At 44.1% G+C, this 24,802-nt stretch carries 25 protein-coding genes; 3 read left to right on the plus strand and 22 right to left on the minus strand.

Annotated elements, in window-relative coordinates:
• Positions 1-25 precede the first annotated feature (25 nt).
• From ilvC to B5G00_RS08215, 11 genes are all read right to left on the minus strand, one after another.
• Entirely contained in the window at positions 26-1,039 is a 1,014-nt protein-coding gene (ilvC, locus tag B5G00_RS08165; RefSeq protein ID WP_087271235.1) for a ketol-acid reductoisomerase, read from the minus strand.
• 55 nt (positions 1,040-1,094) lie between these two features.
• Positions 1,095-1,613 (minus strand): acetolactate synthase small subunit, encoded by a 519-nt coding sequence (ilvN, locus tag B5G00_RS08170; RefSeq protein ID WP_087271238.1) that lies wholly within the window; start codon positions 1,611-1,613, stop codon positions 1,095-1,097.
• A 240-nt stretch (positions 1,614-1,853) separates the two neighbouring features.
• Positions 1,854-2,264, minus strand: a complete 411-nt coding sequence (gene atpC / locus B5G00_RS08175) for an ATP synthase F1 subunit epsilon (RefSeq protein WP_087271515.1) — start codon at positions 2,262-2,264, stop codon at positions 1,854-1,856.
• A gap of 13 nt (positions 2,265-2,277) precedes the next feature.
• The gene (gene atpD, locus B5G00_RS08180) at positions 2,278-3,669 is read right to left on the minus strand and encodes a F0F1 ATP synthase subunit beta (RefSeq protein ID WP_087271240.1); all 1,392 of its coding nucleotides are present in this window, start codon (positions 3,667-3,669) and stop codon (positions 2,278-2,280) included.
• 30 nt (positions 3,670-3,699) lie between these two features.
• Positions 3,700-4,590: an ATP synthase F1 subunit gamma gene (gene atpG / locus B5G00_RS08185; protein WP_087271243.1), complete on the minus strand. Its 891-nt coding sequence runs from the start codon at positions 4,588-4,590 to the stop codon at positions 3,700-3,702.
• A gap of 4 nt (positions 4,591-4,594) precedes the next feature.
• Complete coding sequence (gene atpA / locus B5G00_RS08190; RefSeq protein WP_087271246.1) at positions 4,595-6,103, minus strand: F0F1 ATP synthase subunit alpha; 1,509 nt, start codon at positions 6,101-6,103, stop codon at positions 4,595-4,597.
• 5 nt (positions 6,104-6,108) lie between these two features.
• Complete coding sequence (gene atpH, locus B5G00_RS08195; RefSeq protein ID WP_087271249.1) at positions 6,109-6,612, minus strand: ATP synthase F1 subunit delta; 504 nt, start codon at positions 6,610-6,612, stop codon at positions 6,109-6,111.
• Positions 6,593-7,093 (minus strand): F0F1 ATP synthase subunit B, encoded by a 501-nt coding sequence (gene atpF / locus B5G00_RS08200; RefSeq protein ID WP_087271252.1) that lies wholly within the window; start codon positions 7,091-7,093, stop codon positions 6,593-6,595. The genes atpH and atpF overlap by 20 nt, the downstream gene beginning before the upstream one ends.
• Positions 7,094-7,140: 47 nt before the next feature.
• A complete protein-coding gene (atpE, locus tag B5G00_RS08205; protein WP_087271255.1) occupies positions 7,141-7,353 on the minus strand; it encodes an ATP synthase F0 subunit C in 213 nt (70 codons plus the stop codon).
• Between the two features lie 63 nt (positions 7,354-7,416).
• Positions 7,417-8,094 carry a F0F1 ATP synthase subunit A gene (locus B5G00_RS08210; RefSeq protein ID WP_087271258.1) on the minus strand — a complete coding sequence of 226 codons (678 nt, stop codon included), beginning with the start codon at positions 8,092-8,094 and terminating at the stop codon, positions 7,417-7,419.
• Between the two features lie 498 nt (positions 8,095-8,592).
• Complete coding sequence (locus B5G00_RS08215; protein WP_206423782.1) at positions 8,593-9,333, minus strand: SIR2 family NAD-dependent protein deacylase; 741 nt, start codon at positions 9,331-9,333, stop codon at positions 8,593-8,595.
• Positions 9,334-9,497: 164 nt separating this feature from the next.
• Between B5G00_RS08215 and B5G00_RS08220 the strand changes: the two genes are divergently transcribed.
• On the plus strand, positions 9,498-10,370 hold the full coding sequence (locus tag B5G00_RS08220; RefSeq protein ID WP_330396331.1) for an NAD(P)/FAD-dependent oxidoreductase: 873 nt from the start codon (positions 9,498-9,500) through the stop codon (positions 10,368-10,370).
• Positions 10,371-10,511: 141 nt separating this feature from the next.
• A complete protein-coding gene (trxA, locus tag B5G00_RS08225; protein WP_087271261.1) occupies positions 10,512-10,820 on the plus strand; it encodes a thioredoxin in 309 nt (102 codons plus the stop codon).
• Positions 10,821-10,925: 105 nt separating this feature from the next.
• On the opposite strand, the gene B5G00_RS08230 is transcribed toward trxA, so the two are convergent.
• Positions 10,926-11,597 (minus strand): Crp/Fnr family transcriptional regulator, encoded by a 672-nt coding sequence (locus tag B5G00_RS08230; protein ID WP_087271263.1) that lies wholly within the window; start codon positions 11,595-11,597, stop codon positions 10,926-10,928.
• A gap of 169 nt (positions 11,598-11,766) precedes the next feature.
• On the opposite strand from B5G00_RS08230, the gene B5G00_RS08235 reads away from it, so the two are divergent.
• Positions 11,767-12,462: a GDSL-type esterase/lipase family protein gene (locus B5G00_RS08235; RefSeq protein ID WP_087271266.1), complete on the plus strand. Its 696-nt coding sequence runs from the start codon at positions 11,767-11,769 to the stop codon at positions 12,460-12,462.
• A gap of 23 nt (positions 12,463-12,485) precedes the next feature.
• On the opposite strand, the gene B5G00_RS08240 is transcribed toward B5G00_RS08235, so the two are convergent.
• The 10 genes from B5G00_RS08240 to B5G00_RS08285 form a co-directional block, all read right to left on the minus strand.
• The gene (locus tag B5G00_RS08240) at positions 12,486-12,950 is read right to left on the minus strand and encodes a low molecular weight protein-tyrosine-phosphatase (RefSeq protein ID WP_087271269.1); all 465 of its coding nucleotides are present in this window, start codon (positions 12,948-12,950) and stop codon (positions 12,486-12,488) included.
• A gap of 100 nt (positions 12,951-13,050) precedes the next feature.
• Positions 13,051-14,304 (minus strand): ATP-binding protein, encoded by a 1,254-nt coding sequence (locus B5G00_RS08245; protein WP_087271271.1) that lies wholly within the window; start codon positions 14,302-14,304, stop codon positions 13,051-13,053.
• Positions 14,305-15,067: 763 nt separating this feature from the next.
• Positions 15,068-16,015, minus strand: a complete 948-nt coding sequence (locus tag B5G00_RS08250; RefSeq protein WP_087271274.1) for a DUF1177 domain-containing protein — start codon at positions 16,013-16,015, stop codon at positions 15,068-15,070.
• A 10-nt stretch (positions 16,016-16,025) separates the two neighbouring features.
• Positions 16,026-17,285, minus strand: coding sequence for a M20 family metallopeptidase (locus B5G00_RS08255; protein ID WP_087271276.1), 1,260 nt, complete (start codon positions 17,283-17,285; stop codon positions 16,026-16,028).
• A gap of 21 nt (positions 17,286-17,306) precedes the next feature.
• Positions 17,307-18,290 carry an ABC transporter ATP-binding protein gene (locus B5G00_RS08260; RefSeq protein ID WP_087271280.1) on the minus strand — a complete coding sequence of 328 codons (984 nt, stop codon included), beginning with the start codon at positions 18,288-18,290 and terminating at the stop codon, positions 17,307-17,309.
• On the minus strand, positions 18,283-19,293 hold the full coding sequence (locus B5G00_RS08265) for an ABC transporter ATP-binding protein (RefSeq protein WP_087271284.1): 1,011 nt from the start codon (positions 19,291-19,293) through the stop codon (positions 18,283-18,285). The genes B5G00_RS08260 and B5G00_RS08265 overlap by 8 nt, the downstream gene beginning before the upstream one ends.
• A 17-nt stretch (positions 19,294-19,310) precedes the next feature.
• Positions 19,311-20,225: an ABC transporter permease gene (locus tag B5G00_RS08270; RefSeq protein WP_206423783.1), complete on the minus strand. Its 915-nt coding sequence runs from the start codon at positions 20,223-20,225 to the stop codon at positions 19,311-19,313.
• The gene (locus B5G00_RS08275; RefSeq protein ID WP_087271287.1) at positions 20,226-21,188 is read right to left on the minus strand and encodes an ABC transporter permease; all 963 of its coding nucleotides are present in this window, start codon (positions 21,186-21,188) and stop codon (positions 20,226-20,228) included.
• Positions 21,189-21,252: 64 nt separating this feature from the next.
• Positions 21,253-22,896, minus strand: a complete 1,644-nt coding sequence (locus tag B5G00_RS08280) for an ABC transporter substrate-binding protein (protein ID WP_087271290.1) — start codon at positions 22,894-22,896, stop codon at positions 21,253-21,255.
• Between the two features lie 222 nt (positions 22,897-23,118).
• Positions 23,119-24,753: a PucR family transcriptional regulator gene (locus B5G00_RS08285; RefSeq protein ID WP_087271293.1), complete on the minus strand. Its 1,635-nt coding sequence runs from the start codon at positions 24,751-24,753 to the stop codon at positions 23,119-23,121.
• Positions 24,754-24,802 lie beyond the last annotated feature (49 nt).

The raw sequence follows: 24,802 nt of genomic DNA on the forward strand, positions 1-24,802 counted from the left end.
TTCTTTTTCTTTTTATTTATATTTTTTAGTTGTCGATAAGTTTTTCTTTACCATTCCAGCTATACAGTTTACGCAGCTCTTCTCCTACCTCTTCTAACTGATGAGAAGCTTCTCTCTTTCTCATAGCATTGAAGTGCATGCAGCCTGACTGATTCTCCAGAATCCAGTCTTTTGCGAAAGTACCGTCCTGGATATCGGACAGGATCTGTTTCATAGCTTTCTTTGTCTCGTCTGTAACAATCTTTGGTCCTGTGATGTAATCGCCGAATTCTGCTGTGTTGGAGATAGAATATCTCATTCCCTTGAATCCGCTTTCATAGATCAGGTCTACGATCAGTTTCATCTCATGAATACATTCAAAGTAAGCATTTTCAGGAGCATATCCTGCTTCTACCAGAGTCTCAAATCCGGCTTTCATTAAGGCAGTAACACCGCCGCAAAGTACAGCCTGCTCTCCGAAAAGGTCTGTCTCTGTCTCTACCTTGAAGGTAGTCTCCAGAACACCTGCTCTTGCTCCGCCTAAAGCTGCGGCATAAGCCAGAGCCATATCTTTTGCCTTTCCTGTGTAATCCTGCTCAACAGCTACCAGACATGGAGTTCCTCTTCCAATCTGGTATTCGCTTCTTACTGTGTGGCCAGGAGCCTTAGGAGCGATCATAGTAACGTCTACATTTGCAGGAGGTTTGATCTGTCCGAAGTGGATAGCAAAACCATGAGCAAACATCAGCATGTTGCCCTCTTCCAGGTTTGGCTCAATAGACTCTTTATATAATTTTGCCTGTTTCTCATCATTGATCAGGATCATGATGATATCAGCTTTCTTAGCTGCCTCTGCTGCTGTGTAAACCTGGAAGCCCTGTTTTTCAGCCTTTGCCCAGGATCTGGAGCCTTCATAAAGACCTACGATAACATTACATCCGGATTCCTTTAAGTTTAAAGCATGAGCATGTCCCTGGCTGCCATAACCGATAATGGCGATGGTCTTGCCCTCTAACAATGCCATGTTGCAATCTTCCTGATAATAAATTTTTACTGCCATTTTTTCTTCCTCCTAGATAATATTTTGTATGTTAGGGATAAAATCTCTAATAACCTTATTCATTCTCGTCTTCGGGAATCGGACGGCAAATTCCGTCAGAACCTCTGGACAAGCCGGTAATACCGGTTCGCGCAGTTTCCAGTATCTCATATCCGTCCAACAGATCCAGAAAAGCCTCCAGCTTGGACTTGTCTCCTGTAACCTCAATGATCATGGAATCTTTGCTCACATCTACAATATTGCCTCTGAAAATATCTACAATGGTAGTGACGCCAGGTCTCTGTTCCGGCAGGACCTTTACCTTTACCAGCATAAGCTCCCGCCTTACGCTCTGTCCATCTTCCAGGACTTTTACAGAAAGAACATCTTCCAGCTTCTCTACCTGTCTGGTAATCTGTTCCAAAATAAGCGCGTCCCCGTTGCAGACCACTGTCATACGGGTATAATGGGGATTTTTGGTAACCCCTGCAGATATGCTGTCAATACTGTAACCCCGGCGGCTGAACAGACCGGACACCCTGCTGAGTACACCGGCTGTATTCTCTACCAGAATTGATAATACCTGTTTATTCATACAGCACCTTCTCTCATGCCCAGAAATCAGCTTTCCTGATTTCTTCGGCTAACTTTTGTTGACATTCTACCAACTATCCAGGCCTTTGTCAATGAAATCCCATCGTTATAACTAATTAGTATGCAATATATAATTCTAAGTAATATCTTATTCTAAGCCTTATTTTACAAAGAAAAAGACTCCATAGCGACACTCCTGATCCAACATCAGTTTACCGTCATGAAGCCTTTCTCTGTTCTTTCAGATTCCTCTGTCTCTGGTAACCTTCATACGGGCCATAGCCCTGGACAGAGCCTGTTTTGAAATATAGTATTCCTGGAGACTTTGTTTCTGTCGGAGCTGTTCCTGAGCTCTCTCCAGAGCTTCCTGGGCACGCTTTACGTCAATATCCTCAGGACGTTCAATACTCTCTACTAACACAGTCACACGATTATTGATCACCTGTGCAAAACCGCCTCCGCAGACAGCTGTCATCTTTTCTCCGCCCTCAGTCTCAATTTTTATCTCACCGGGCACAATGGCAACCATCATATCTGCATGGTGAGCCAGAATCGTGATTCCTCCGTCTTTTGCCGGAAGGGTAATGCTGACTCCTCTGCCCTGATAAAAGGTTTTATCACTGGCAACCACATTCATACCAAATGTATTCATATCCATGCACCCCTTACATAGTTTCCTGTTTTGCCTTTTCTATGACCTCGTCGATAGTTCCTACATTGAAGAACGCATTTTCCGGATACTCATCCATCTCTCCGTCAAGGATCATCTTAAAGCCCCTGATGGTCTCTTTCAGCGGGACATATTTTCCCGGAATACCGGTAAATACCTCAGCCACATGGAACGGCTGAGACAAAAATCTCTGGATCTTTCTGGCTCTTGCCACTACCATACGGTCATCCTCTGAAAGTTCTTCCATACCCAGGATGGCAATGATGTCCTGAAGTTCACTGTATTTCTGAAGATATTCCTGTACCTTTCTGGCAACCTCATAGTGTTCTTCACCCACTACGTCTGCTTCCAGAATACGGGAGGTAGATTCCAGCGGGTCCACCGCCGGATAGATACCCTGTTCCACGATCTTTCTGGAAAGAACCGTTGTTGCATCCAGATGAGCAAAAGTTGTTGCAGGAGCCGGGTCTGTAAGGTCGTCGGCAGGAACATAAACTGCCTGTACGGAAGTTACAGAACCATTTTTTGTAGAAGCGATACGCTCCTGAAGCTCGCCCATTTCTGTAGCCAGCGTAGGCTGATAGCCTACTGCAGAAGGCATACGTCCCAGAAGCGCAGACACTTCAGAACCGGCCTGTGTAAAACGGAAAATATTGTCAATGAACAGAAGCACATTCTGATGCTCCTCATCACGGAAATATTCTGCCATGGTCAGACCTGTCTCTGCCACGCGCATACGTGCGCCAGGGGGCTCATTCATCTGTCCGAATACCAGAGCGGTCTTTTCCAGAACTCCGGATTCTTTCATCTCTGTCCACAAGTCATTACCCTCACGGGAACGTTCTCCAACACCGGTAAAGATAGAATATCCGCCGTGTTCTGTGGCAATATTACTGATCAGCTCCTGGATCAATACGGTCTTACCAACACCGGCGCCACCGAAAAGACCAATCTTACCGCCTTTTGCATAAGGAGCCAGCAGGTCGATAACCTTAATTCCTGTTTCCAGGATTTCCACTACCGGGCTCTGATCCTCAAAAGAAGGCGGGTCTCTGTGGATGACCCAATGTTTGCTGTCGTCTAACTGTTCTCCGCCATCAATAGCCTGTCCCAGAACGTTGAATAGACGTCCCAGGGTTTCCTTTCCTACAGGAACAGAAATGCCTGCTCCGGTGGCAGTTACTTCCATGTCCTTGCAAAGACCGTCACTGGAGGCCAGCATGATGCAGCGTACAGTGTTGTTTCCAATATGCTGAGCTGCCTCCATGACCAGCTTTTTGCCGTTTACTTCTACGGTCAGGGCATCTTTGATGTACGGAAGGTCTTGGTTTTCAAATTCAACGTCTACTACAGGCCCCATGACCTGTACGATTTTACCTTTATTCATAATAAAAGGAAACCTCCTTCCTTTCTTCTGTTATTTCTTTTTCTGCGCCTTGGCTCCGCCGATAATCTCTGTAATCTCCTGAGTAATAGCGGCCTGACGCACACGATTCAGTTTAATGGAAAGATCCTTCAACATATCCTTGGCACTGGTAGTGGCAGCATCCATAGCCATCATACGGGAATTATGCTCGCTGGCATAAGATTCTACCAGACAGCAGTAAATGAACCCTTTCAGATAGTTCGGTACAATACTGTTCAATACCTCATGGGCCGAAGGGACCATTTCAATCTCTTCCTGATGTATATCTACCAGAAGCTGTGCCTGAGGGTTGAAAGCTGCCTTTTTCAGAGGCAGGAGCTGACTGCTCTCTGCCACCATAGTAGCCGCATTGACCATACGGGTATATACAATATGGACTTCATCCAGCTCTCCATCCAGATACATGGCGATCATCTTTTCTGCAATAACTCTCGCACGGTGTCTGGTAGGTTTCTGCACGGTATAGCGGAAGGTGGTATCCACATCCATATGCTTCTGAGCGAAATACCGTCTTCCCACTTCTCCCAGGACAAAAAGCTCTGTATGAGGATTCTTTGCAATCTGTTCCTCAGCCAGCTTGAAGATATTATGGTTATAAGCTCCTGCCAGACCTTTGTCTGCAGTAACTACAATATACCCCACTTTTCTGTCCTCTGCACTGATCTGAGGCCGCTCATCAAAATACTTGTGCTCTATATCCGGCACATGACGGAGGACACGGCTGATCGCAGACTGGAGAGCATAGAAATAAGGCTCTGTATCTGCCAGTACCTGTTTTGCTTTCTTCATCTTAGAAGAAGAGATCATGTACATGGCATTGGTGATCTTCATTGTATCCTGAATACTTTTTATACGGCTTTGAATTTCTTTTGCGCTTGCCATCTCATCACCTGTTCTTGTTCTTAAATTCCTCTGCTGCCTTGAGAATCTGCTCTCCTAATTCATCTGAAAGAACTTTCTTCTCCTCAATCTCCCTGCAGATTTCAGGATGCTCCTTCTCAAAGTAGGCCAGCATATCCATCTGAAATGCTTTTACATCTTTTACAGGAACTCCTGTCATAACCTTATGGGTAGCAACCCAAAGTGTGATTACCTGTTCAGAAGAAGACAGGGGTCTGCACAGGGGCTGTTTTAAAAGTTCCATAATGCATTTTCCATAATCCAGCTGGGCCTTGGTAGACTCGTCCAGATCAGAAGAAAACTGTGTAAAGACTTCCATCTCACGATACTGAGCCAGATCGATACGCATGCTTCCAGATGCTTTTTTCATAGCCTTTGTCTGGGCTGCTCCACCTACACGGGATACAGAAAGTCCTACATTTACAGCAGGACGGACACCTGACATAAACAAATCTGTTTCCAGGAAAATCTGACCGTCTGTAATAGAAATAACATTCGTAGGAATATAGGCAGAAACATCTCCTGCCTGGGTCTCAATAATAGGCAGCGCCGTAATGGAACCTCCCCCTGCTTCTTCACTCAGCCGGCTGGAACGCTCCAGCAGTCTGGAGTGGAGATAAAATACATCACCGGGATAAGCCTCACGTCCGGGAGAACGCTCCAGGAGGAGAGACAGAGCACGGTAGGCAACTGCATGCTTTGACAGGTCATCATATACGATCAGTACATCTTTGCCCTGGTACATGAAATACTCTGCAAGAGCGGTTCCTGCGTAAGGCACAATATACTGAAGAGGCGCACAGTCACTGGCTGTTGCTGAAAATACGGTAGTATATTCCATAGCCCCATGTTTTTCAAGAGTTCCCACCAGTTTCGCCACGGTGGAAGCTTTCTGTCCGATTGCCACATAAATACAGATCACACCTTTTCCTTTCTGGTTCAGGATCGTGTCTGTGGCAATAGATGTCTTACCTGTCTGACGGTCTCCGATGATCAGCTCACGCTGGCCCCTTCCGATAGGGAACATGGAGTCGATAGCCAGAATACCGGTCTCCAGGGGTACTGATACCGATTTACGGTCAATGATACCAGGCGCTTCATTTTCAATTGGACGATAATCTTCAGCCTGGATTTCTCCTTTTCCGTCGATAGGAGCTCCCAGAGCATCCACGACTCTTCCGATATAGCCTTCGCCTACGGGAATACCGGCTCTCTTTTCCGTGCGGGCAACTTTTGTACCCTCACGGATACCAGTATCCTTTCCGAAAATAATAACACCGATCTCATTTCTTTTGATATCCTGCACCATTCCTTTGACACCGTTTTCAAATGTTACGATCTCACCGTACATGGCATGGTCAATCCCGTAAACAGTTGCGATTCCGTCACCAACCCAGATCACGTTTCCGACTTCCCGGACACCTGCTGTCATATCGAAATTTTCTATTTCTTCTTTCAGAATAGAAATGATCTCTTCTGAATTGATTGAACTCAAACCGTTCACCTCCAGATCAATTTTTGTTGTAATGCGTTGATACGGCCTTTTAAGCTGTAATCAAATTCCTGGTCATGGGTTCTTATCAGAAATCCCCCTACCAGACTTTCATCCTTTATAATTCGTATTTCAGCGTCCTGAGTATGGTATCTGTCCAGAAGGAATTTCCGGATTCCCTCCAGCTGTGCTGCTGAAGGAGCAGACACACAGTACAGGTCCGCTGTCAAAATCTTATGCTGTTCGTTATAGTAATCCTGATATGCCTGAAAAATTTCCGGCAGAAGCGAGGCATGTGCATATTTGCAGACTATACAGAGAAAATTCTTCATCTCCTGGGGAAAAATCCTTTCAATTACCCTTTCTTTTTCTGCCAGGGTAACTACCGGACTTTCCAGAACAACAGACAGCTCCCCTACTTCTTCCAGAATCCTGCGGGAAACTTCCACTGCTTCTTTTGGAATGGAAAGTTCATAGAGAACTTTACCGTAATTAATGGACGTCTGTGTCATTTCCATCACCTGCTTTAGCTAAAAACTCATCATAGAGCATACTGTTGCCTTTCTCTGTGCTTCCTTCAGAAAGAAGTTTTCTGGCAGCCTCCAGGGCCAGACCGGCAATCTCTGACTTAGCGCCCTGAAGAGCATTTTCTTTTTCCTGCTCTGCAGTAACTCTGGCATTTTCAATAATTTTTGCCGCTTCCAGATTTGCTTCTTTCACCATACGCTCACTCTCGCTTTTGGCATCTGCTCTGGCTGCTTCAATAATCTGGGCTGACTCTTCTTTTGCCCCTGCCAAAGCGCCTTCATAATGTCCTTTTAATTCCTCTGCCTTTTCCTGGGCCGCCTTTGCGTTTTCCAGTTCCTGAGCAATAAGGTTTTTTCTCTTTTCCATGATCCCCAGGACCGGACCCACAAGGAAACGCTTCATCAAAAGATAAAAAATTATCAGGTTTATAATCGTCCAGACAAGGCTCCAACCAAGATTTAACATCTTTTTTTGTACCTGCCTTTCTTTTCAATAATTTGATGATCAGCTGATTATAAGAATAAGATCAGCAGAGCGATAACGAAACCGTAGATAGCTGTTGCCTCTGCAAGAGCACATCCTAAAAGAAGAGCTGTACTGATCTTGTTTGCTGCTTCAGGCTGTCTTGCCACTGCCTCTACTGCCTTGGAAGTTGCGAGACCAATACCAAAACCTGCTCCGATACCTGTTAATACTGCAATAGCTGCTCCGATTGCTGCTGACATAATTCATTTCTCCTTTTCTTCTAAACTTAATTGATAATAAAACTAAATTTGATTTTTTAATCTTTATTCCATCTGTTCTTTCATAAAAAGCGATGTCAGAAAGACAAAAACATAGGTCTGGATCAGACCGTCAAAAACATCAAAATACAAACTGAATGGGATGGGCAAGATCGCCGGCATCAACATCTTTAATAATTCCATGATTACAAATGCTCCGATCACGTTTCCAAAAAGCCGCATGCACAGGGAAACAGGACGGATCGCAATCTCCATTATATTAATGGGCGCGATGATAGGCATAGGCTCTGCAAATCCCAAAAAGAATTTTTTCAGGCCTTTTTTCCGCAATCCGGAATAATAAATGAGCACAAGACTCATGATCGCCAGGGCTGCCGTTACATTCAGGTCCTTCGTAGGCGGTTTAAATCCGAAAAGCCCAATTAAGTTGGCTGCGCCTATATAAAGGGCTACTGAGATCAGATACGGGACATACGGCTTTCCGTTTTTTCCGATGGTATCCATAAAGAAATCATTCAAAAACCCGATAAAAGACTCCAGCGCAAGCTGAATCTTACCGGGTTTCTCCACTTTGAGATTTCTTACAAGGATTACCGACAGAATTGTCAGTACAGCCATTATGATCCACGTAACGACTACAGATTCATTAACCGGGATGCCGCCTAAGATGGGAATGGTAAATACGGTTTCGCAGTTCAGCTCTTCCGTAATCCTTTCAGCAATGCTGTTCGTAAGACATCCTCCCTTTCTGTATCAGTGGATTTTTGACTTTCTCCTTTCTTTAATTTTTTCTTATACACTTTTCATAATTAAATAAAAGAAACTTTTCTCTGCTGTTTCTTCTTATTTAATTATTAGTTACATTACTGCTAAAAAATTTTTTTGTCAATCATTCCTTTTTTCATTTTTCAAAATTCAAAAAGGGAAAAATTTTGTCAAAAACACTTGTACTTTTTCCATCTTTCCCAAAGTTTTTGGATGAAATTCTCGTGTTTTTTTTATACCGATTGGTAGGTACTGGTTCTACCACTTGCAATCTGCCACTTTTTTATCATTTTCTTCAAAAATTTTCATAATTTTTCACTATAATGCCTTACATCAAAAAAAGAAAAGGTGCTTTTATTGTATAATCCAAAACACCTTTTCCCTTTGTTTTCTAGTAAAAGCTTTACTTATCTCCATTGTACAGAGAGTCTGCCCCTCTCCTGTATGCTGAAGGACTCAGAATCCCAGCCTTGGAAGTACGTTTTTAGGCTCATCGATAATGACCAGATCTGCTTTTTCATCCATAAAATGTTCTTCGCTATGTATGATCACCAGCTTCTTTCCTTCAAAATACCGAATATATTTTGAAAAAACTTCCGACTCCATGCTGGTCCCCATAAGCATGAGCACCTCTGCCTGTTCTACCTGCCTGGTAGCCTCTGACATGACCAGGCTGTCCAGCATCTCTCCATAAAGTGTGACGCCTGGCCGGATTACCCGCCCGCAGTTCTCACATCTGGGAATCTTTTCAGAATCCCGGATATACTCCATAGAATACTGCCTTCCGCAGTGGGGGCATTGGTTATGATATATGGAACCATGGATAGAAATCACATTCTTACAGCCGCCTCTCTGGGGCAGGTCGTAAACATTGCTGTCAATGATGCACTGAAGTTTTCCTGCTGCTTCCATCCTGGCTGCCACATAGGCAGACTCTGTTATCTGGGGAATATTTCCCAGTATCTCTGTCCGGTAAAAATTAAAGAACTGTTCTGTCCGGTTATTATAAAATACTGTGGTAAAAATATCCTCCGGAGATAATCCGTACTTTTTCTCCGTCTCATAGGCCTGCTCAGCCGATTTCAGTCCCTGATAGCCGCCTTCCTTCATCATGCCAGAGCCACCCAGCATTACCGTATAACTGCTCTCATTTATGATTTTTTTCAACAGCTCTATCTTCTTTTCCAGAATATCCATAGAAACACCCCTTCCATCATTTACTTGCACCTATTTTACCATTTTTTCATAACATTATAAAGAGTTTTCCCCTGTTTCTCCCCTTGTCTCATGTATTTTCTGGGAATTTCAGCCGGGGTATGATAGAATGATACAAAAGCCAATACTTTAGGAGGTTTTAACCTATGGAAATGGAAAAACTGATCATCGCAGGGGCAGGGCCTGCAGGTGTATCTGCAGCCCTCTACGCCGTCCGCTCCGGCATCACCCCTCTTGTTCTTCATAAAGGGGGCGGCGCCCTGGAAAAAGCCGTAAAAATCGAAAACTATTATGGTCTTCCCCAGCCGGTCTCAGGAGCAGAACTGTATCAGAACGGGCTGGAACAGCTGAAATCTTTTCAGGTCCCTGTCATGGAAGAAGAACTGCTGGCCGTAGAATATGACGGAGACTACACCGTTCATACCACAGAGCATACTTATCACAGCAAAGCCCTGGTCCTGGCCACAGGAGCCAAACGAAATACCTTAGCTCTAAAAGAACTGAAAAAATATGAAGGCAGCGGCATCAGCTACTGCGCCATCTGCGACGGATTCTTCTACAGGGGAAAAGAAGTGGCTGTTCTGGGAAACGGTCCCTACGCCCTTCACGAAGCCAAAGTCCTGGAGCCATTGGCCGCGAAGGTTACCATTCTTACCAATGGAATAGAAGCAGATTTCCAGGGGGAAACTCCCGGAGATATTCCAGTAGAAACCAAAAAACTCCTCTCTGCCGGTGGAGAAGGGACCCTCTCCTATGTAGAACTGGAGGATGGTTCCAGGCTGCCTGTCTCTGGCCTCTTTGTGGCTCTTGGAACAGCTGACAGTACAGATATCGCTCGGAAACTGGGGCTGGTCATTGAAAACAATCATATCCTCATAGAGCCGGACACCAGCACTCCCCTCCCCGGTCTTTACGCCGCAGGAGACTGTACCGGCGGCATGCTCCAGATTGCAAAAGCCGTATATGAAGGGGCCCTGGCAGGAACTAAAGCAGTAAAGTATTTAAAAAATGTGATTTAATCACAGACATTTTACAGAAAATGTATTATACTGGATTCATATTCAGTATTCATAGCATGTGAAACTGAAATTATACCTCAGGCTAGTTCAGTGAAAAACAAAACAACAGGCCAGGGGAAAACAAAAAGGAGAGATGATTTTATGGCAATGGAAATAACAATGGATAATTTTGAGCAGGAAGTTCTTAATTCTGATGTACCGGTAATGATCGATTTCTGGGCAACCTGGTGCATGCCCTGCAAGATGCTGGCCCCTGTCATTGAAGAGCTGGCCGAAGAAGCCAACGGCGCCTATAAAGTAGGCAAGATCGACGTAGACAGATCCCCCAGTCTGGCAGCCCAGTTCGGTGTAATGAGCATTCCTACTGTAATCGTATTTAAAAACGGAAAGGCTGCTGAAAAATCTGTAGGTGTAGTTCCCAAGAACCAGCTGGAAGCCATGCTGAAATAATAGGCAGCCTACTACTTTGCATACTATACAAGATAAATACCCTCTGCTGACAGAGCCGGCTTCTCTGGGCAGAGGGTATTTTATACAAATCTGACAAATCTCTTCTTAGTTCAGAAGCTTGTACATTTCTTCTTTATTTTCTAATTTCACTTCACCTCTGGTCAAAGTGATATATCCCTTTTTGGCCATCTGCTTCAGAATCCTGCTCACTGCCTCCCTGGCGCTTCCAATCTGCCTTGCCAGTTCTTCATGGGTCACAGATATCAACTGAGAATGATTCTTAGCCGATTCATCCAGAAGAAAGGCAGCAACCCTCTGGGTAAGGCTGAGAAACATAATCTGCTGCAGGGCCTCTACTACATCGGAAAAACGTTTGGCTGCTTCTTTATAAACAAAGTTCTCTGCATACACATTCTTCTTCGTAATCTTTGATAAGGTCCCCACTGGAATCAGCAAAGCCTCCACATCTGTCTGCGCCTCAATCTCCACATCAAAGGTAATGGCGGGAAGGATACAGGAAGCTGTCAGCACACAGGCATCTCCCTGACGCAGCCGGTACATACTGACTTCCTTGCCCTCGTCGGAAAGCAGATACGTCCTCAGAATACCTTTCTGGATAAAAATCTCCCCCAGACATTCCCTTGCTCCGGAATAAACACTGGCTCCTGCGGGGTAAAAAACTTTCCTGGATTCCCTCTCCAAAAGCTCTCTCTCTTCTTTTTCCAGATGCTCCCAAAAAGGAAGTCCCTCTAAAATTTCCTTAATTTCTTCTGACATTTTTCTATCCTGCCTTGTAATTTATTTTTAAGTCTTTTACAATAATTATATACTCTCCGCATACACGGAGGTAAGTTCGTTTTAGCTCCCTGCCTGTTTTGTAAGAAACAATGTAGGGAAACACATAGGCTTTAAACCTGAAAAAACAGAAAAGGAGCACTGCAGCTTTATGAAACAAAAAAACAGACTTATGATTTTCCTTTCCGCCCTTTTTGTATGTATTCTGACTCCCATACTCATCCTCTGCCTTCAGCGGCGCCAGTCCCTTCGGATCGCCTGCGTGGGAGACAGTATCACTTATGGCGCCGGCATTTCGAACATCTCAAGAAACTCTTATCCTGCCAAGCTCCAGAAATTTCTGGGCTCCCTCTACCAGGTAAAAAATTTCGGAGCCAGCGGCTATACTCTGCAAAAATCCGGAGACTATCCCTATTGGGAAAATGAAAACTTCCAGAAAAGTCTCGATTTTGCCCCGGATATTGTCCTGTTGATGCTGGGCACCAACGATGCAAAACCTCAGAACTGGAAAGACCCGGAAGCCTTTCTTTCTGATTATCGTGAAATAATCCGCTATTATCAGGAACTTGAAAGCAGTCCTCAGCTTTATCTTATGACGCCGGCTACAGTCTTTCCTCAAAACACAGATCCTGAGCTTCCGGATAACGATTATGACATTTCAGCTGAAACCGTGGATCTGATCACAGAACTGATCCGAAATCTGGCTCAGGAGCTGAACCTGCCGCTAATCGATATCCATCAGGCCACCAGCAGCCACCCGGAATTTTTCCGGGAGGATGGCGTCCATCCCTGCGCTGAAGGTGCAGAATTCATTGCCCGGCAGGTCTATGAAGCCATAAAAGACTGACTCTTCTTTTCAGCTAAATCTGCCTATATCCTTCCTTCTTTTCTCAGATATTCCAGGAAGGCCTGACAGCCTTCCAGAATATCATCATAGGTCACGTCAAAATTCCCGGTATACCAGGGGTCAGCAATAGCTCTTGGATGTTTAGAAAAATCCAGGAGCATATGGATTTTATGAACCGGATCTTTTTTCACGATCCGGTTCATATTCCGTATATTCCACTCATCCATTCCCAGAAGAAAATCATATTTCTCATAGTCTGATTTTTTCATCTGGACCGCCTTGTGAGGCAGCACCGGTATCCCTATTTCCCGCATTTTCCTGACTGTTCCGTAGTGAGGGGGATTGCCGATTTCTTCTGTACTGGTAGCTGCGGAATCAATATAAAACAGGTCGGACAAGCCGGCCTTATTGATCATATCTTGAAAAACAAATTGAGCCATGGTGCTGCGGCAGATGTTGCCGTGGCACACGAATAGTATTTTTATCATATTTTCATTTCTCCTTATTTTATATGTGAAACAGGTATCCCCACAAACAAAGAATAGGCAGTATAGTGCAAGTTTGCATTATTACTCTTTGCCATAGTAATTATTTTATCATATACTTAGTCCCTCTTCCCCTGCCTTCAATTTTTACAATACCTTTTTTACTCATTTCTTTCAGCAACTGTGTTGTCTTTGATTTACCAAACGGGATGTACGGATTAATTTCGCTAATTGATTTCAACATTTTCTTGCTTAAAATCTTATATATTTTTCTTTCGTCTTCCGTTAAATTCAGGTTTTTCTCAAAAACCGGAAGTACAATCTTAATTGTATTTTCCGACACTTCAAAATCCGGTTGTTTTAATCCTTCTTCATAGAGTTGCTTTATTCGTGTAATTCCCGTGCCAAATATTTCCGCAAACCCCAGCCTGTAAAATACATTTGCTAGATTTCTATTTCTTAGAACTGAAAGTTTTCCCGATAAGTACTCATCTTCTGTTATTCCAGATGGCTGTCCTCCCGGAGAAATAATTTCTATTCTGTCATCAAACATCGAAACTTTTATTTGTGACTCCACATCCCATACTCTATTAATCAATGCATTTGCAATCGCTTCTCTGAATGCAGCCTCCGGTATTTTTTCTATCTTTTTCCTATCGGCGCCTTGTATTTCTTCGTATTGATAATAATCTTTGAATACTTCCAATGTTTTTTCATACACTGTCAAAATGGATATATTATCAAATGTTGCTCTTTTATGAATTACACTGATATTTTCACCGAACTTCACTATATCAATTCCTGGAAAATGATTTTTATCTGCTAAAATACCAGCCGCATTATTGTATCCAATAGTGTTATTATATAAATTCAGCGTTTTCAAGGTATCCTGATTAAAAGTTTCAATCTGAATGCATTCTTTTAATTTTGGACATAAAGTATTAAACGTCAGTTCTTGATCTTCACACGGCAATTCTTCAAATTTAATATTTTTGCCTTCTAAAATCAGTCTTGATAACTCCTGTGTGTCAACTTCTATGGTTGCAATATCGTTTCGTTTGTATGCTTTTGAATTATATAAATATGGCTTTTGAAGCCCGCTTTTTACAGTCAGTTTTATCGTTCTGTCATTATTCTGCAATTCCAGTGTATAATCAGGCTGCGGAATAATGCTGTCATTAATTTTGTTTTCAATATCCAGACAGGCTTGTTTTACATCCGACAGTCCTTTGATATTACCATTGTCATCAACGCCAAAAAATATTTCTCCACCATCGTAATTTGAAAAGGCACTTACTGTTTTTAAAAATGTATTTGTAATCTTTTCTTTGAACTCTTTTGTTCTCGTTTCACGCATACACCGTGCTTCCTTTCCAATTTCACTGCTTATATTATACGCAGAAACAGCCAGGAAATCAATCGTATTTTTTTGTGATTGATTTCCTGACTGTTTCTGGCCGTTAAATCTTAAAATCTTCTAAGACGCAGAATAGCTTTTCATTTCGTCTAATTCCATCACAATAGCTGTTGCATTTTGACCTGATGTGTTTTGAGAGGATGCATTAGACCTCCCTGTACGAAGTCAAGCAACACGGCAAAAGCCAGACGCCTCTTCAAAGTGAATGCGGATCGAGGATATAATGAAAGTCCGTCGTCCGGCCAAAGACATTTTCATGCTTCTGATTCAAAAATTGATTACTGTACACATAACGAAATCCTCCTTAAAAAAGTTTTACCATTTATAGCCCACATTGCTGAAGGCCAGCACGATACTGTCTACGCCGAGCAGGATCAGATAGGCGCCGATGATAAGGGACATAGACACAACGGCGAGAACCGGCTGGAACAACATCAGAGTTCATGAGGAAGATGACAGTTTCTTGACCATGGGAGATCGGCTGAACTTCAGTTTTGTCTGTAAGGACAAGTTCGTACAACTTGGCGGACAGAATTTCATGTGACATAATCTGCACCTTCTTTCTTTGGATGCTATTATTTCAGTGCAGATATGAGGGCAAAACAATAAGGTCATGCTCCACATAGGGACGAATATCCTTCACCGTCAGTTTTTTTTCATTAAAAGCTGCCCTGAAATTCAGGACAGCTCTCTTTCAGCAACTCTATTCCTTTTTGTTTCCGAAAGTACGCAGATGGGACATGGAACCATACAGTTTCTGAATCCTCTGGTATTCCTCCTGATCGTAGAACCCGCAGGTACCTTTTGTATATTCTTTTGCCACTTCCAGAACAAATCTTCCCGCTTCATCAATGGACATAAGATTAGTGGCTCCTGTAGCACAGCCCGGCACAGTTGTCTCCGTGGTAATGGCTACTCCTACCACTGGAACATCTGTGGCTGTAGACGGCTGTAGGATACTGTTCAGGTGATACAGATCATTGCCGTATGGAGTGATATCCTGCATGCTCAGGGCAAAAACTTTTGGAGCCTGCCCTGTAGTAATTTCCATAATACCAAGGAGATCTTCACTTACCTTCAGAATGTATCCGTCTTTTACAGTGGGGGAAATAGAAAAACCTTTATGGTTCATAATGCGGTTTCCTTTTGTAGTATCTACTGACAGGATAGCATCCACCGATCCGTCAACTTCACTCTGGTTCATCTGCTGCATGCTTACCGGAGAATTCATAAAAGATACCGGCTTATGTGGAAGTGTAGGCGCATCCGGGCACACATGAGTGGATACCAGTACATCCCCTTCCAGCAAATCTCCTTCCCTCTGCATCTTCAAAAGTTTTGCAGCAGCTGCAAGAACAGTAAGAGCACCGTCCCCGTCAGAAACGAACCCGATCCGTTCCGGTCTGGCTCCCAAACCTCCAAGCCTTCCCAGAAGACCAATGGTGGGAGCACTGCCTCCCTTTGATTTTCCGTTGCTTCCCGGGATCATCACCTTGATCACATCTGTGCTTTTTCCGCCTTTTCCCTCCAGTTTACTGACAGAAATCTCACAGTTTCCGCCGATACTTCTTAAATAATCTGCGACTTTTTCTCCGTTGACATATGCGGAATCCAGTATTTCATATATATCCAGAATTTCTTTTACTATCATAGCATCTCCTCTATTTAATTCCCATCAGATCACAAAGGGAAAGAATGTATATCTGTCCTGCATTTTTCACATCTTCAATATCTACGGTCTCATTGTAGGAATGAATGCCCACTGTATTGGACGGTCCGTACTGGATTGTGGAAATCCCCATTTCCCTGTACTCTCTGGCATCACTTGACGCCCACTGATAAGCAGGAAGGACCTCTGTTTTCCACAAAGCTTCCGCATGTTTTTTCACTGCATCCACAATCGGGGCATCGATTTCTGTGTAATTACCCATTCCCTGGAATTCCAGTTCATATTCTATCCCCTGCACTCCGCTCTCCTCTATGATTTTTTCTACACAGCTACGGATTTTTTCTTTATCCACTCCGATGGGAAGACGGATGTCCAGTACAGCTTCACAGGAATCCGGCACCATATTGGGGCGCACCCCTCCCCGGATCATTCCCACATTGACAGCTACATGATCGATCACATCTCCCGTGCCAGCGCCGTTTTTCTCTGCAGCAATCTTCTTCGAATTCTCCAGTGCTTTTTTCTGATTTGTCCCGTAATGTCCTTCTATCTTTTTGAGTTCCTCCAGATTTTCCAGCACACGGGTCAGTTTCAGAATCGCATTTTCCCCTTTGTATCCCGCAAGACTTCCGTGAGCTGATGCTCCATGGGCTCTCAAAATAAGTTCTGCCTTTCCTTTCTGTCCGATTTCGATGGTATTATGGGATGTGGGTTCTCCCACCAGGCAGGCATCTGCATGGTCTGCATAACCATTTTTACAGAGCCAGCTTGTGCCGAATTCTCCCCCGCTTTCCTCATCAGAAACAATATGCAGACGGATGTTTCCCTTTAACTGCGCTTTTGACTCTGCCAGAATTTTCATGGCAAATAAAAATCCTGCAACACCAGCTTTCATATCGGAAGTTCCTCTTCCCAGAATTTCCTTATCTGTAATCTCACCGGAAAAAGGATCAAAATTCCACTGATTTCTGTCCCCTGCCGGAACTACATCCACATGTCCGTTTAGGATCACACTGAACCCTTCTTCCTTTCCCATTTTTGCCACTACACAGGGAAACTGGGGATTGCATCCCACTTCCTGGCAGGCAATTCCTGCCTGACTCAGATAATTTTTCACATAATCAATGACTTCCCTCTGCGTTCCTGTAGGATTCTCGCTTGGTATCTTGATCAGATCAGAAACCAGCCTGATCAATTCATCTATTTTGTCCTGTGCCAGATTCATGATCTGTTCTCTTGTTGTCTCACTCATGCACTTTCCTCTCTTCTGTACTTATTTACTTTCATATAAAAAGCAGGCAACCTGATGTCCGTCTCCCCTGTCACAAAGCCCCGGCATTTCATTTCTGCATCTTTCTTTGCAGAAGCTGCACCTTCCTGCCAGGGGACATCCTTTTTGCTCCCCTATGGGGCTTGGAATCTCTCCCTTCAGGACGATCCTTTCCCTCTTTTCAAAAGGCGACTCCGGAGGAATCGCAGATAACAGCGCTTTTGTATACGGATGCAGGGGATTCTCATATAATTCCTGCGCCCTGCAGATTTCCACAATTCTTCCCAGATACATAATGGCGATCCTGTCACTGATATGTTTAATCACGCTCAAATCATGGGAAATAAACACATAGGTCAGTCCGTATTCTCTCTGTAGCTGGTTGAACAGATTCAGCACCTGGGCCTGAATGGATACGTCGAGGGCTGATACCGGCTCATCGCATACGATCAGCTTGGGATTCAGCGCCAGCGCCCTTGCAATATTAATCCTCTGTCTCTGTCCTCCTGAAAATTCATGAGGATAACGGTGCACATGCTGAATATCAAGCCCTACGGTCCGAAGAAGCTGCAGTGCCTTTTTGCTCCTGCTCTTCCTATCCTTCTCGGTTTTATGGGCAATCATAGGTTCTTCCACCAGTTTTCCCGCAGTCATTCGGGGATCCAGAGAAGAGAAAGGATCCTGGAATACCATCTGAATCTCTTTTTTGATGTTTTTCATCTGCCCTTTTTTCAGTTCCAGGATGTTCTCACCCTGATATTCTACACTTCCTCTGGTTGGCTTATGCAGCTGTACCAGACATTTCCCAAAGGTTGATTTTCCGCATCCTGATTCCCCGATAATTCCCAGTGTCTCTCCCTGGTATACATCAAGAGATACATCAGTAAGGGCATGAAGGATCTGAGGTCTTTCTCCCAGCTTATGGCTTTTGATCTTAAATTCTTTTGTCAAATTTCTGACTTTTAAGATTACTTTTTTCTCATCCATTTTTCTTCACCTCTCCCCTTGCCAGTTTTTCTGTTTTATTTTGTCTGTGACAGGCAATAAAATGACCTTTTTCGATTTCGACCAGCGGAGGAACCTCTGTGCTGCATTTTTCTTCCGCATAAGGGCAGCGGTTGCAGAAGTTGCAGCCTGTACCGGTAAGCCTTAAGTCCGGCGGCGTTCCCGGAATTGTCTTTAATTCCTCTTTCACTTTATCGCTTAGTTTTGGCATGGAATCCAACAGTCCCCAGGTATAAGGATGCATAGGGTTCCGGTACAAGGTTTCCGCTGTAGCATATTCTACAGTTTTTCCCGCATACATTACCATAACTGTATCGCACATCTTCCAAACAACACCCAGATTATGGGTGATCAGAAGAATAGATGTGTTCATCTCTTTCTGCAGCTCCTGAAGAAGCTCCAGCACCTGCGCCTGCACCGTAACATCCAGGGCTGTGGTAGGTTCATCGGCAATGATCATTTTGGGCTTGCAGCAGACTGCCATGGCAATGATAACTCTCTGGCACATTCCTCCCGACAGTTCATAGGGATAGGAGTCCATCCGCTTTTCCGGCTGGGGGATTCCCACCTTTTTCAGCGCCTCCACAGCCATCGCCCTAGCTTCTTTTTTTGAAATATCCTGATGTGCACAGATCATCTCCACCATCTGGTTGCCGATCTTAAACACCGGATCCAGAGAGGTCATAGGGTCCTGAAAGATTACTGCAATATCTTTCCCCCTGAAATTCAGCAGTTCTTTTTTTCCAAGTTTTAAAATATCTTTTCCCTCAAATTCTATTTTTCCGTCAACGATCTTTCCGATTTTGGGGAGTAGGCGGATAATAGAAGAGGCACTTACACTTTTTCCGGAGCCGGATTCTCCCACGATTCCCATGGTCTGCCCCTTTTCCAAAGTAAAGCTTACCCCGTCCACAGCCTTTGAAACACCGCTTGCGGTAAAGAAATAGGTTTTTAAATTTTCTACTGTAAGTAATTCTTTACTCATTTTCCGTCTCTCTTCCTTTATCTTTTCATTTTCGGATCTAATACATCTCTCACACCGTCTCCCAGAAGGTTAAAGCCCAGCACTGTGACCAGGATGAATATTCCGGATATGGTAGCAATATGGGGAGCCGTATTTAAACAGTCCCTTCCTGCTCTCAGGATATTCCCCCAGGATGCTGTCGGCTGTGAAATACCCAGTCCCAGGAAACTCAGCGTAGCTTCTGAAATAATGGCGCCTGCCACATTCAGAGTGGCGTAGACAATAATCGGTGAGATCGTATTGGGAAGGATATGGCAGAACAGCATCCGCAGATTGGAAATACCGATGACTCTTCCTGCATTACAGTATTCCTCGTTCTTCACAATATGTACCTGTCCCCGGACAACTCTGGCGAACGTAGGCACATTTCCGATTCCGATCGCAAGGATCACGTTCTGCAGCCCTGACCCCAAAATTGTCATAAGGATAATGGCCAGAAGTACAAACGGAAATGCCAGCATACCGTCCATAAGCCTCATGATCACCGCATCTGCGGCTCCTCCCGCATATCCCGCGATCAGTCCCAGAAGAATGCCCAGGATCCCTCCTACAATCGTGCCTCCTATGGCAGCGATCAGGGAGATCCGCGCTCCATATACGACTCTTGAAAATAAATCTCTTCCAAATTCATCTGTCCCGAATATATGCCCCTTCTCACCAATTCCCAGATAGGTCTCTGACGGTTTGATGGCATTGGGATCATGTGTAGCGATCAAAGGGGCAAAGACAGCGATCAGGATCATGAAGGCAATGATGACCAGCCCGATCATGGCTGTTTTATTTCTCCTCAGCTTATTCCATACATTATTTGCACGTCTTTCTCTTTTCACAAGCTGGGAATGAGCGTCCGCACCCATAATTCCTTTGTTCGGCATCTTGTTCTGTTTTGCCATTTATCTTCCTCCATTCCCGCTTTCATAATTTACTTTTGGGTTGATAATGGTATACACCACATCCACGATCAGATTGATCACCACGAATACAATGGCTGTAAAAAGGACCACCCCCTGTATCAGCGCATAGTCCCGGTTATCTATGGCGCTGACGATCATAGTACCCATGCCCGGCCAGGAAAAGATACTTTCTGTCAGGATTGCGCCTGTAAAGGCAGTTGCAAGCTGGAGTCCCAGCACCGTGACAATAGGCGGAAGGGCATTTTTCAGAGCATGTTTCCAGATTACCACACCTTCTTTTAAACCTCTTGCCCGGAGCGCCTTTACCGAATCACTGTTTACCACTTCCAGCATACTGGACCGAGTGATACGGGCAAAAGTCGCCATAGGGATGGTTGCAAGACAGAAGCATGGCAGGATCATGTGGCTGATCACATCCCACATACCGTTGGCTGGATCCCCCATTCCCATAGCGGGAAGCCATCCCAGGTTTACACTGAACAAAAGAACCAGCATAAGCCCCATCCAGAAGATGGGCATAGAAACGCCAATCAGTGCCAGGACCATGAAAATATAATCCAGTATGGAGTACTGGCGCACCGCAGAAACAATCCCCACGATCATACCCAGGATTAAAGCAATAAAAAGGCTCGTCAGGGTTATGACAAGTGTATTGGGAACTCTTTCCATGATCAGTTCCACCACAGACTGGTTATAAGAATAAGACCGTCCGAAATCTCCTGAAAGAATCTGTTTCAGATACATGATATACTGTTCTCCCTTACTCTTATCCAGTCCCAACTCTTGCTCGAGCTGTTCCACAGATTCCTTTGGTGCCTGGGGACCGAGCATAGTAAGCGCCGGATTGCCCGGTATCATCCGCGTCAGTACAAACGTAATAGTAATAACAATAAACAGCGTGGGAATACTCTGCAGTATCCGCTTTAAAATTGTTTTTAGCATTGATGTCCTCCTTCTCCGCTTCTATAAAACAATGGCTGCCTGTTTTTGCAGGCAGCCCTCTCTTTTACTGAACGACCCATACGTTCTCTTCTGTTGTAAAGAGTTTGATGGTACCGTCGGCTCTCTGGTGGAAATCCTGTACTTTCGGATTGATGCCTAGGCATTCAGACGGGTTTCCGTAGAAGATACCAGGATCATCATTTGTAATCAGCTTCAGGGCTTCGTAGTAGATTTCTGCCCTCTTGTCCTGGTCCGTCTCGATCAGGGCATCTGCCAGAAGCTGGTCGACTTCCGCATTGCTGTATCCCTGTCCGTTTCCAAGAGTTCCGATGGAAGAAGTGGCAAACATCTTATCCAGGAAGAAGTAGGGATCCGGATACCAGGACCATCCCATAGCAAATACGTCTGCTTTTCCTGATGCTCCTGTCTCACTGAAGGTTCCCCATTCCACCGTGTTGATCTCCAGATCCACACCGATCATCTTCCAGTAGGACTGCAGAATAGTAGCTGCCTTCTGGCGGAAATTTTCATTGGTAACGTACATATTCAGAGTAAATCCGTCTCCGTAGCCTGCCTCTTCCAGCAGTTTCTTTGCACCTTCCGGATCGTAGGAAGGAACATCCGCTTCCACAGACTCATCATATCCCCAGGACGCTTTTGGAAGCGGGAGACATGCTGCCTCTCCTTCTCCGTACTGGAACACTCCTGCTGCCAGTTCTTCATAGTCTACAGCCATGATCAGAGCCTCTCTTACTTTTGGATCCGCTGTAGGTCCGTTCACCATATTAAAATACGCATAACTAATCTGCATTCCGGGAATTTTCAGCAGATTCACACTGTCGTCTTCTGCTACCAGCTTCACAGATTCTCCGGAAAGCTGTGTGGCAATATCAATCTCTCCTGTCCTTAAAGCATTGACCTCCTGATTCTGGTCTGTGATAACTTTAAAGACTACCTTGTCAAGATTCGGCTCCCCAAGGAAATAGTTCTCATTTTTTACCAGGACTGCCTGCTGGTCAAGACTGAATTCTTCCAGGGCATAGGGGCCTGTTCCTACCAGATGGTTTCCGAATTCATCGCCCCATCCTTCCACTTCTTCTTTTGGAACCACCACGTTTCCTGAATTTGTCAGAGCGGTAAGGAATACTGCGCTGGGAGCTTTCAGAGTAGCCTGCACATGTGTTTCATCCAGCGCTTCCGCATGATCCAGCATATCCAGTCGGTTCAGCGCAGATTCCTGGGCCGAACGGTTCAGACTGTATGCAACATCCTCCGCAGTCATCTTTCTTCCATCCTGATACTCTCCCGGCTGAAAATAAACATCATCCCGGATTGTAAAGGTATATACCATACCGTCATCGCTGATGGTCCATTCTGTCGCAAGAGAAGGGAGAATCTCTTTCATTTCCATATCATAAGTTACAATCGTATCACATACCTGATAAATAATCTGTGACTCATAGGTTCCTGTGTACTTTACAGGATCCAGATTTTTCGGTGAAGATACAAGAGCAATATTCAGTTCCCCGCCCTTTGTCACTTCGTCTGGAACATCAATCACTGCCTCTACGTTCTCCACAGTTTCCTTGTCAGATTCCTTCTCTGTCTGGGTATCTGTTTCCTCGGAATTGCTGCTTCCGCATCCACTCATTGCCATGGAAAATACCATTGCGCCGGCAAGAACAAATGTCAGTAGTTTCTTTTTCATCCCGTTTCCTCCTTTGTTTCTTTTCTGCATAGCTGTTCACATATTGGAAAAAAAGCTGCATACCAAAATAAGTATCCTTATTTATCCTGCAGCTCCATTGCCAATTATGTAATTTTCATTTAAAAAGATACCATACCCTTTTCCCCTAAAACAATATTCGCAGTGCACAATTTTAAATCGCTAAATTGTGCGCTGCGAACAACTGTTTTTTTCACAAAGACATTATAAATTCATATAAGTATAGATTTTAACTGCTATCTGCACCTGGAACAAAGTTTGCGGATCATTTAAGTTATATCCTGTTAATTGTTCAATTTGCCTAATACGGTAGGAAAGAGTATTCCGGTGGAGATACAAAGTTTCCGCCGTCTCTTTCCTTGCCCCCAGATTTTCTGTGAGCACACGAAGAGTTTCCATATAACAAGTTCCGTGTTTTTTATCATGTTCTTCCAGAATCCCCAGGGTATTTCCCGCCAGATTTCTGAACGTTTCCATTTTAGACATTTCAAAAAATCCTTCTTCCATACGAAGATCTTCGATAAAACAAATTTTCTCTGTTTCTTTTTTCTTTCCTATCGTAATGGCGGTTCTGGCCTCTTCATAAGCTTTAGAAAACCCACAGTAGCTTTCCATTGTTGTAGAGATTCCCACAGTAATGGAAACCCCGAAGTTTCTTTTTACTTGTTCCTGGATTTCCTCCATACAGCGTGTAATTTCTTCTTTGTCTGCCTGTTTTGTAAACAGACAGTGAAAACTGTCACTTTTATTTCCCACAAAAAAGCAATGCCTTTTCCGGTTCACCACATCTTTATGGATCTGAATGATATCATCCTTAATCGTCTGTATCTCCTCTTCTTCCTTACCCCGTATCACTTTTTCGAATCCATTGATATCCGCTACTGCAAGACAATAAGGAAAAGGGGGCCAGCGCAGACCTCTTGCCCTGCGCAGAGCATCTTCCTCAGACTGTATATTGTCACTAATCAGATCCAGGAAAAAATTGTTGTCCTGATAATATTCTTTCTGTTCCATAAGACCTTTTTTGGAAAATTCCAGCGCCAGATACACTGCCGCTTGCCGTAGCGCAATAGCGCCTAATTCATTAAACCTTTCCTGTTCTCCTACCGCATATAAAAATCCTTTGCACCGGTTTTTTACATAAATAGCAAGACTGCATATGGTATCTTCTCCTTCAGCCCTGTAACAGATATCATCTGATCCCTGTTTCTGACAGTTTTTCAATTTTTCACAAATAATTTTTTCTCCGAATTCTCCTGTGGTAACCCAGCCCTGTTCCTCTGCCTGTTCTTCGGGAAAGCAGCAGAGCATATTCTGCTTGCTGTCTGCTACCAGAACCCTGCACTGAAGCAACTCGCCCAGGATTTCCCCTATCTCCCGGAAGCTCCCCCCTTCAATCTGCACGGCAAGAAATTTTTCATTCATAGCTTTATTAAATTTTAATTTCTGGTTTTGCTCATCCACAATTTTTTTCATTAAAGGATTGGCCAGATCAATAAAGGGCATATCCTTGGGCACTTCTATCACTGGTATTTTCAGTGCATCCGCCTCATCTTTAATCTTCTCGGTGATCTCGCCAAAAAATTTTGTTTTCAGCGCTATCCCGGCAGACTGCGCCTGTGCCATTGCACGGAGTATATCTAAAAGCACATCCTCACTGCTGTTCATGGCATAACCAGTTGTTATGAGAAGTTCATTTTTTTTCAGCCATGGAGTGATATCCGGCACCTCCATAGAATCAATATATAAAACTTCCCTGTCCGTTCCCTGTTCTCCTGCCACCAATCTACAGTCTTTCCATTCTTTCATTTTTAATACTTCTTTTACTGTAATAGACATCTGATATATCTCCTTAGCTGCCCTGGATTTTCTTATTATTGTAGCAAGC

It is taken from the genome of Blautia sp. An46 (assembly GCF_002161645.1).
Lineage (GTDB): Bacteria > Bacillota > Clostridia > Lachnospirales > Lachnospiraceae > Blautia > Blautia ornithocaccae.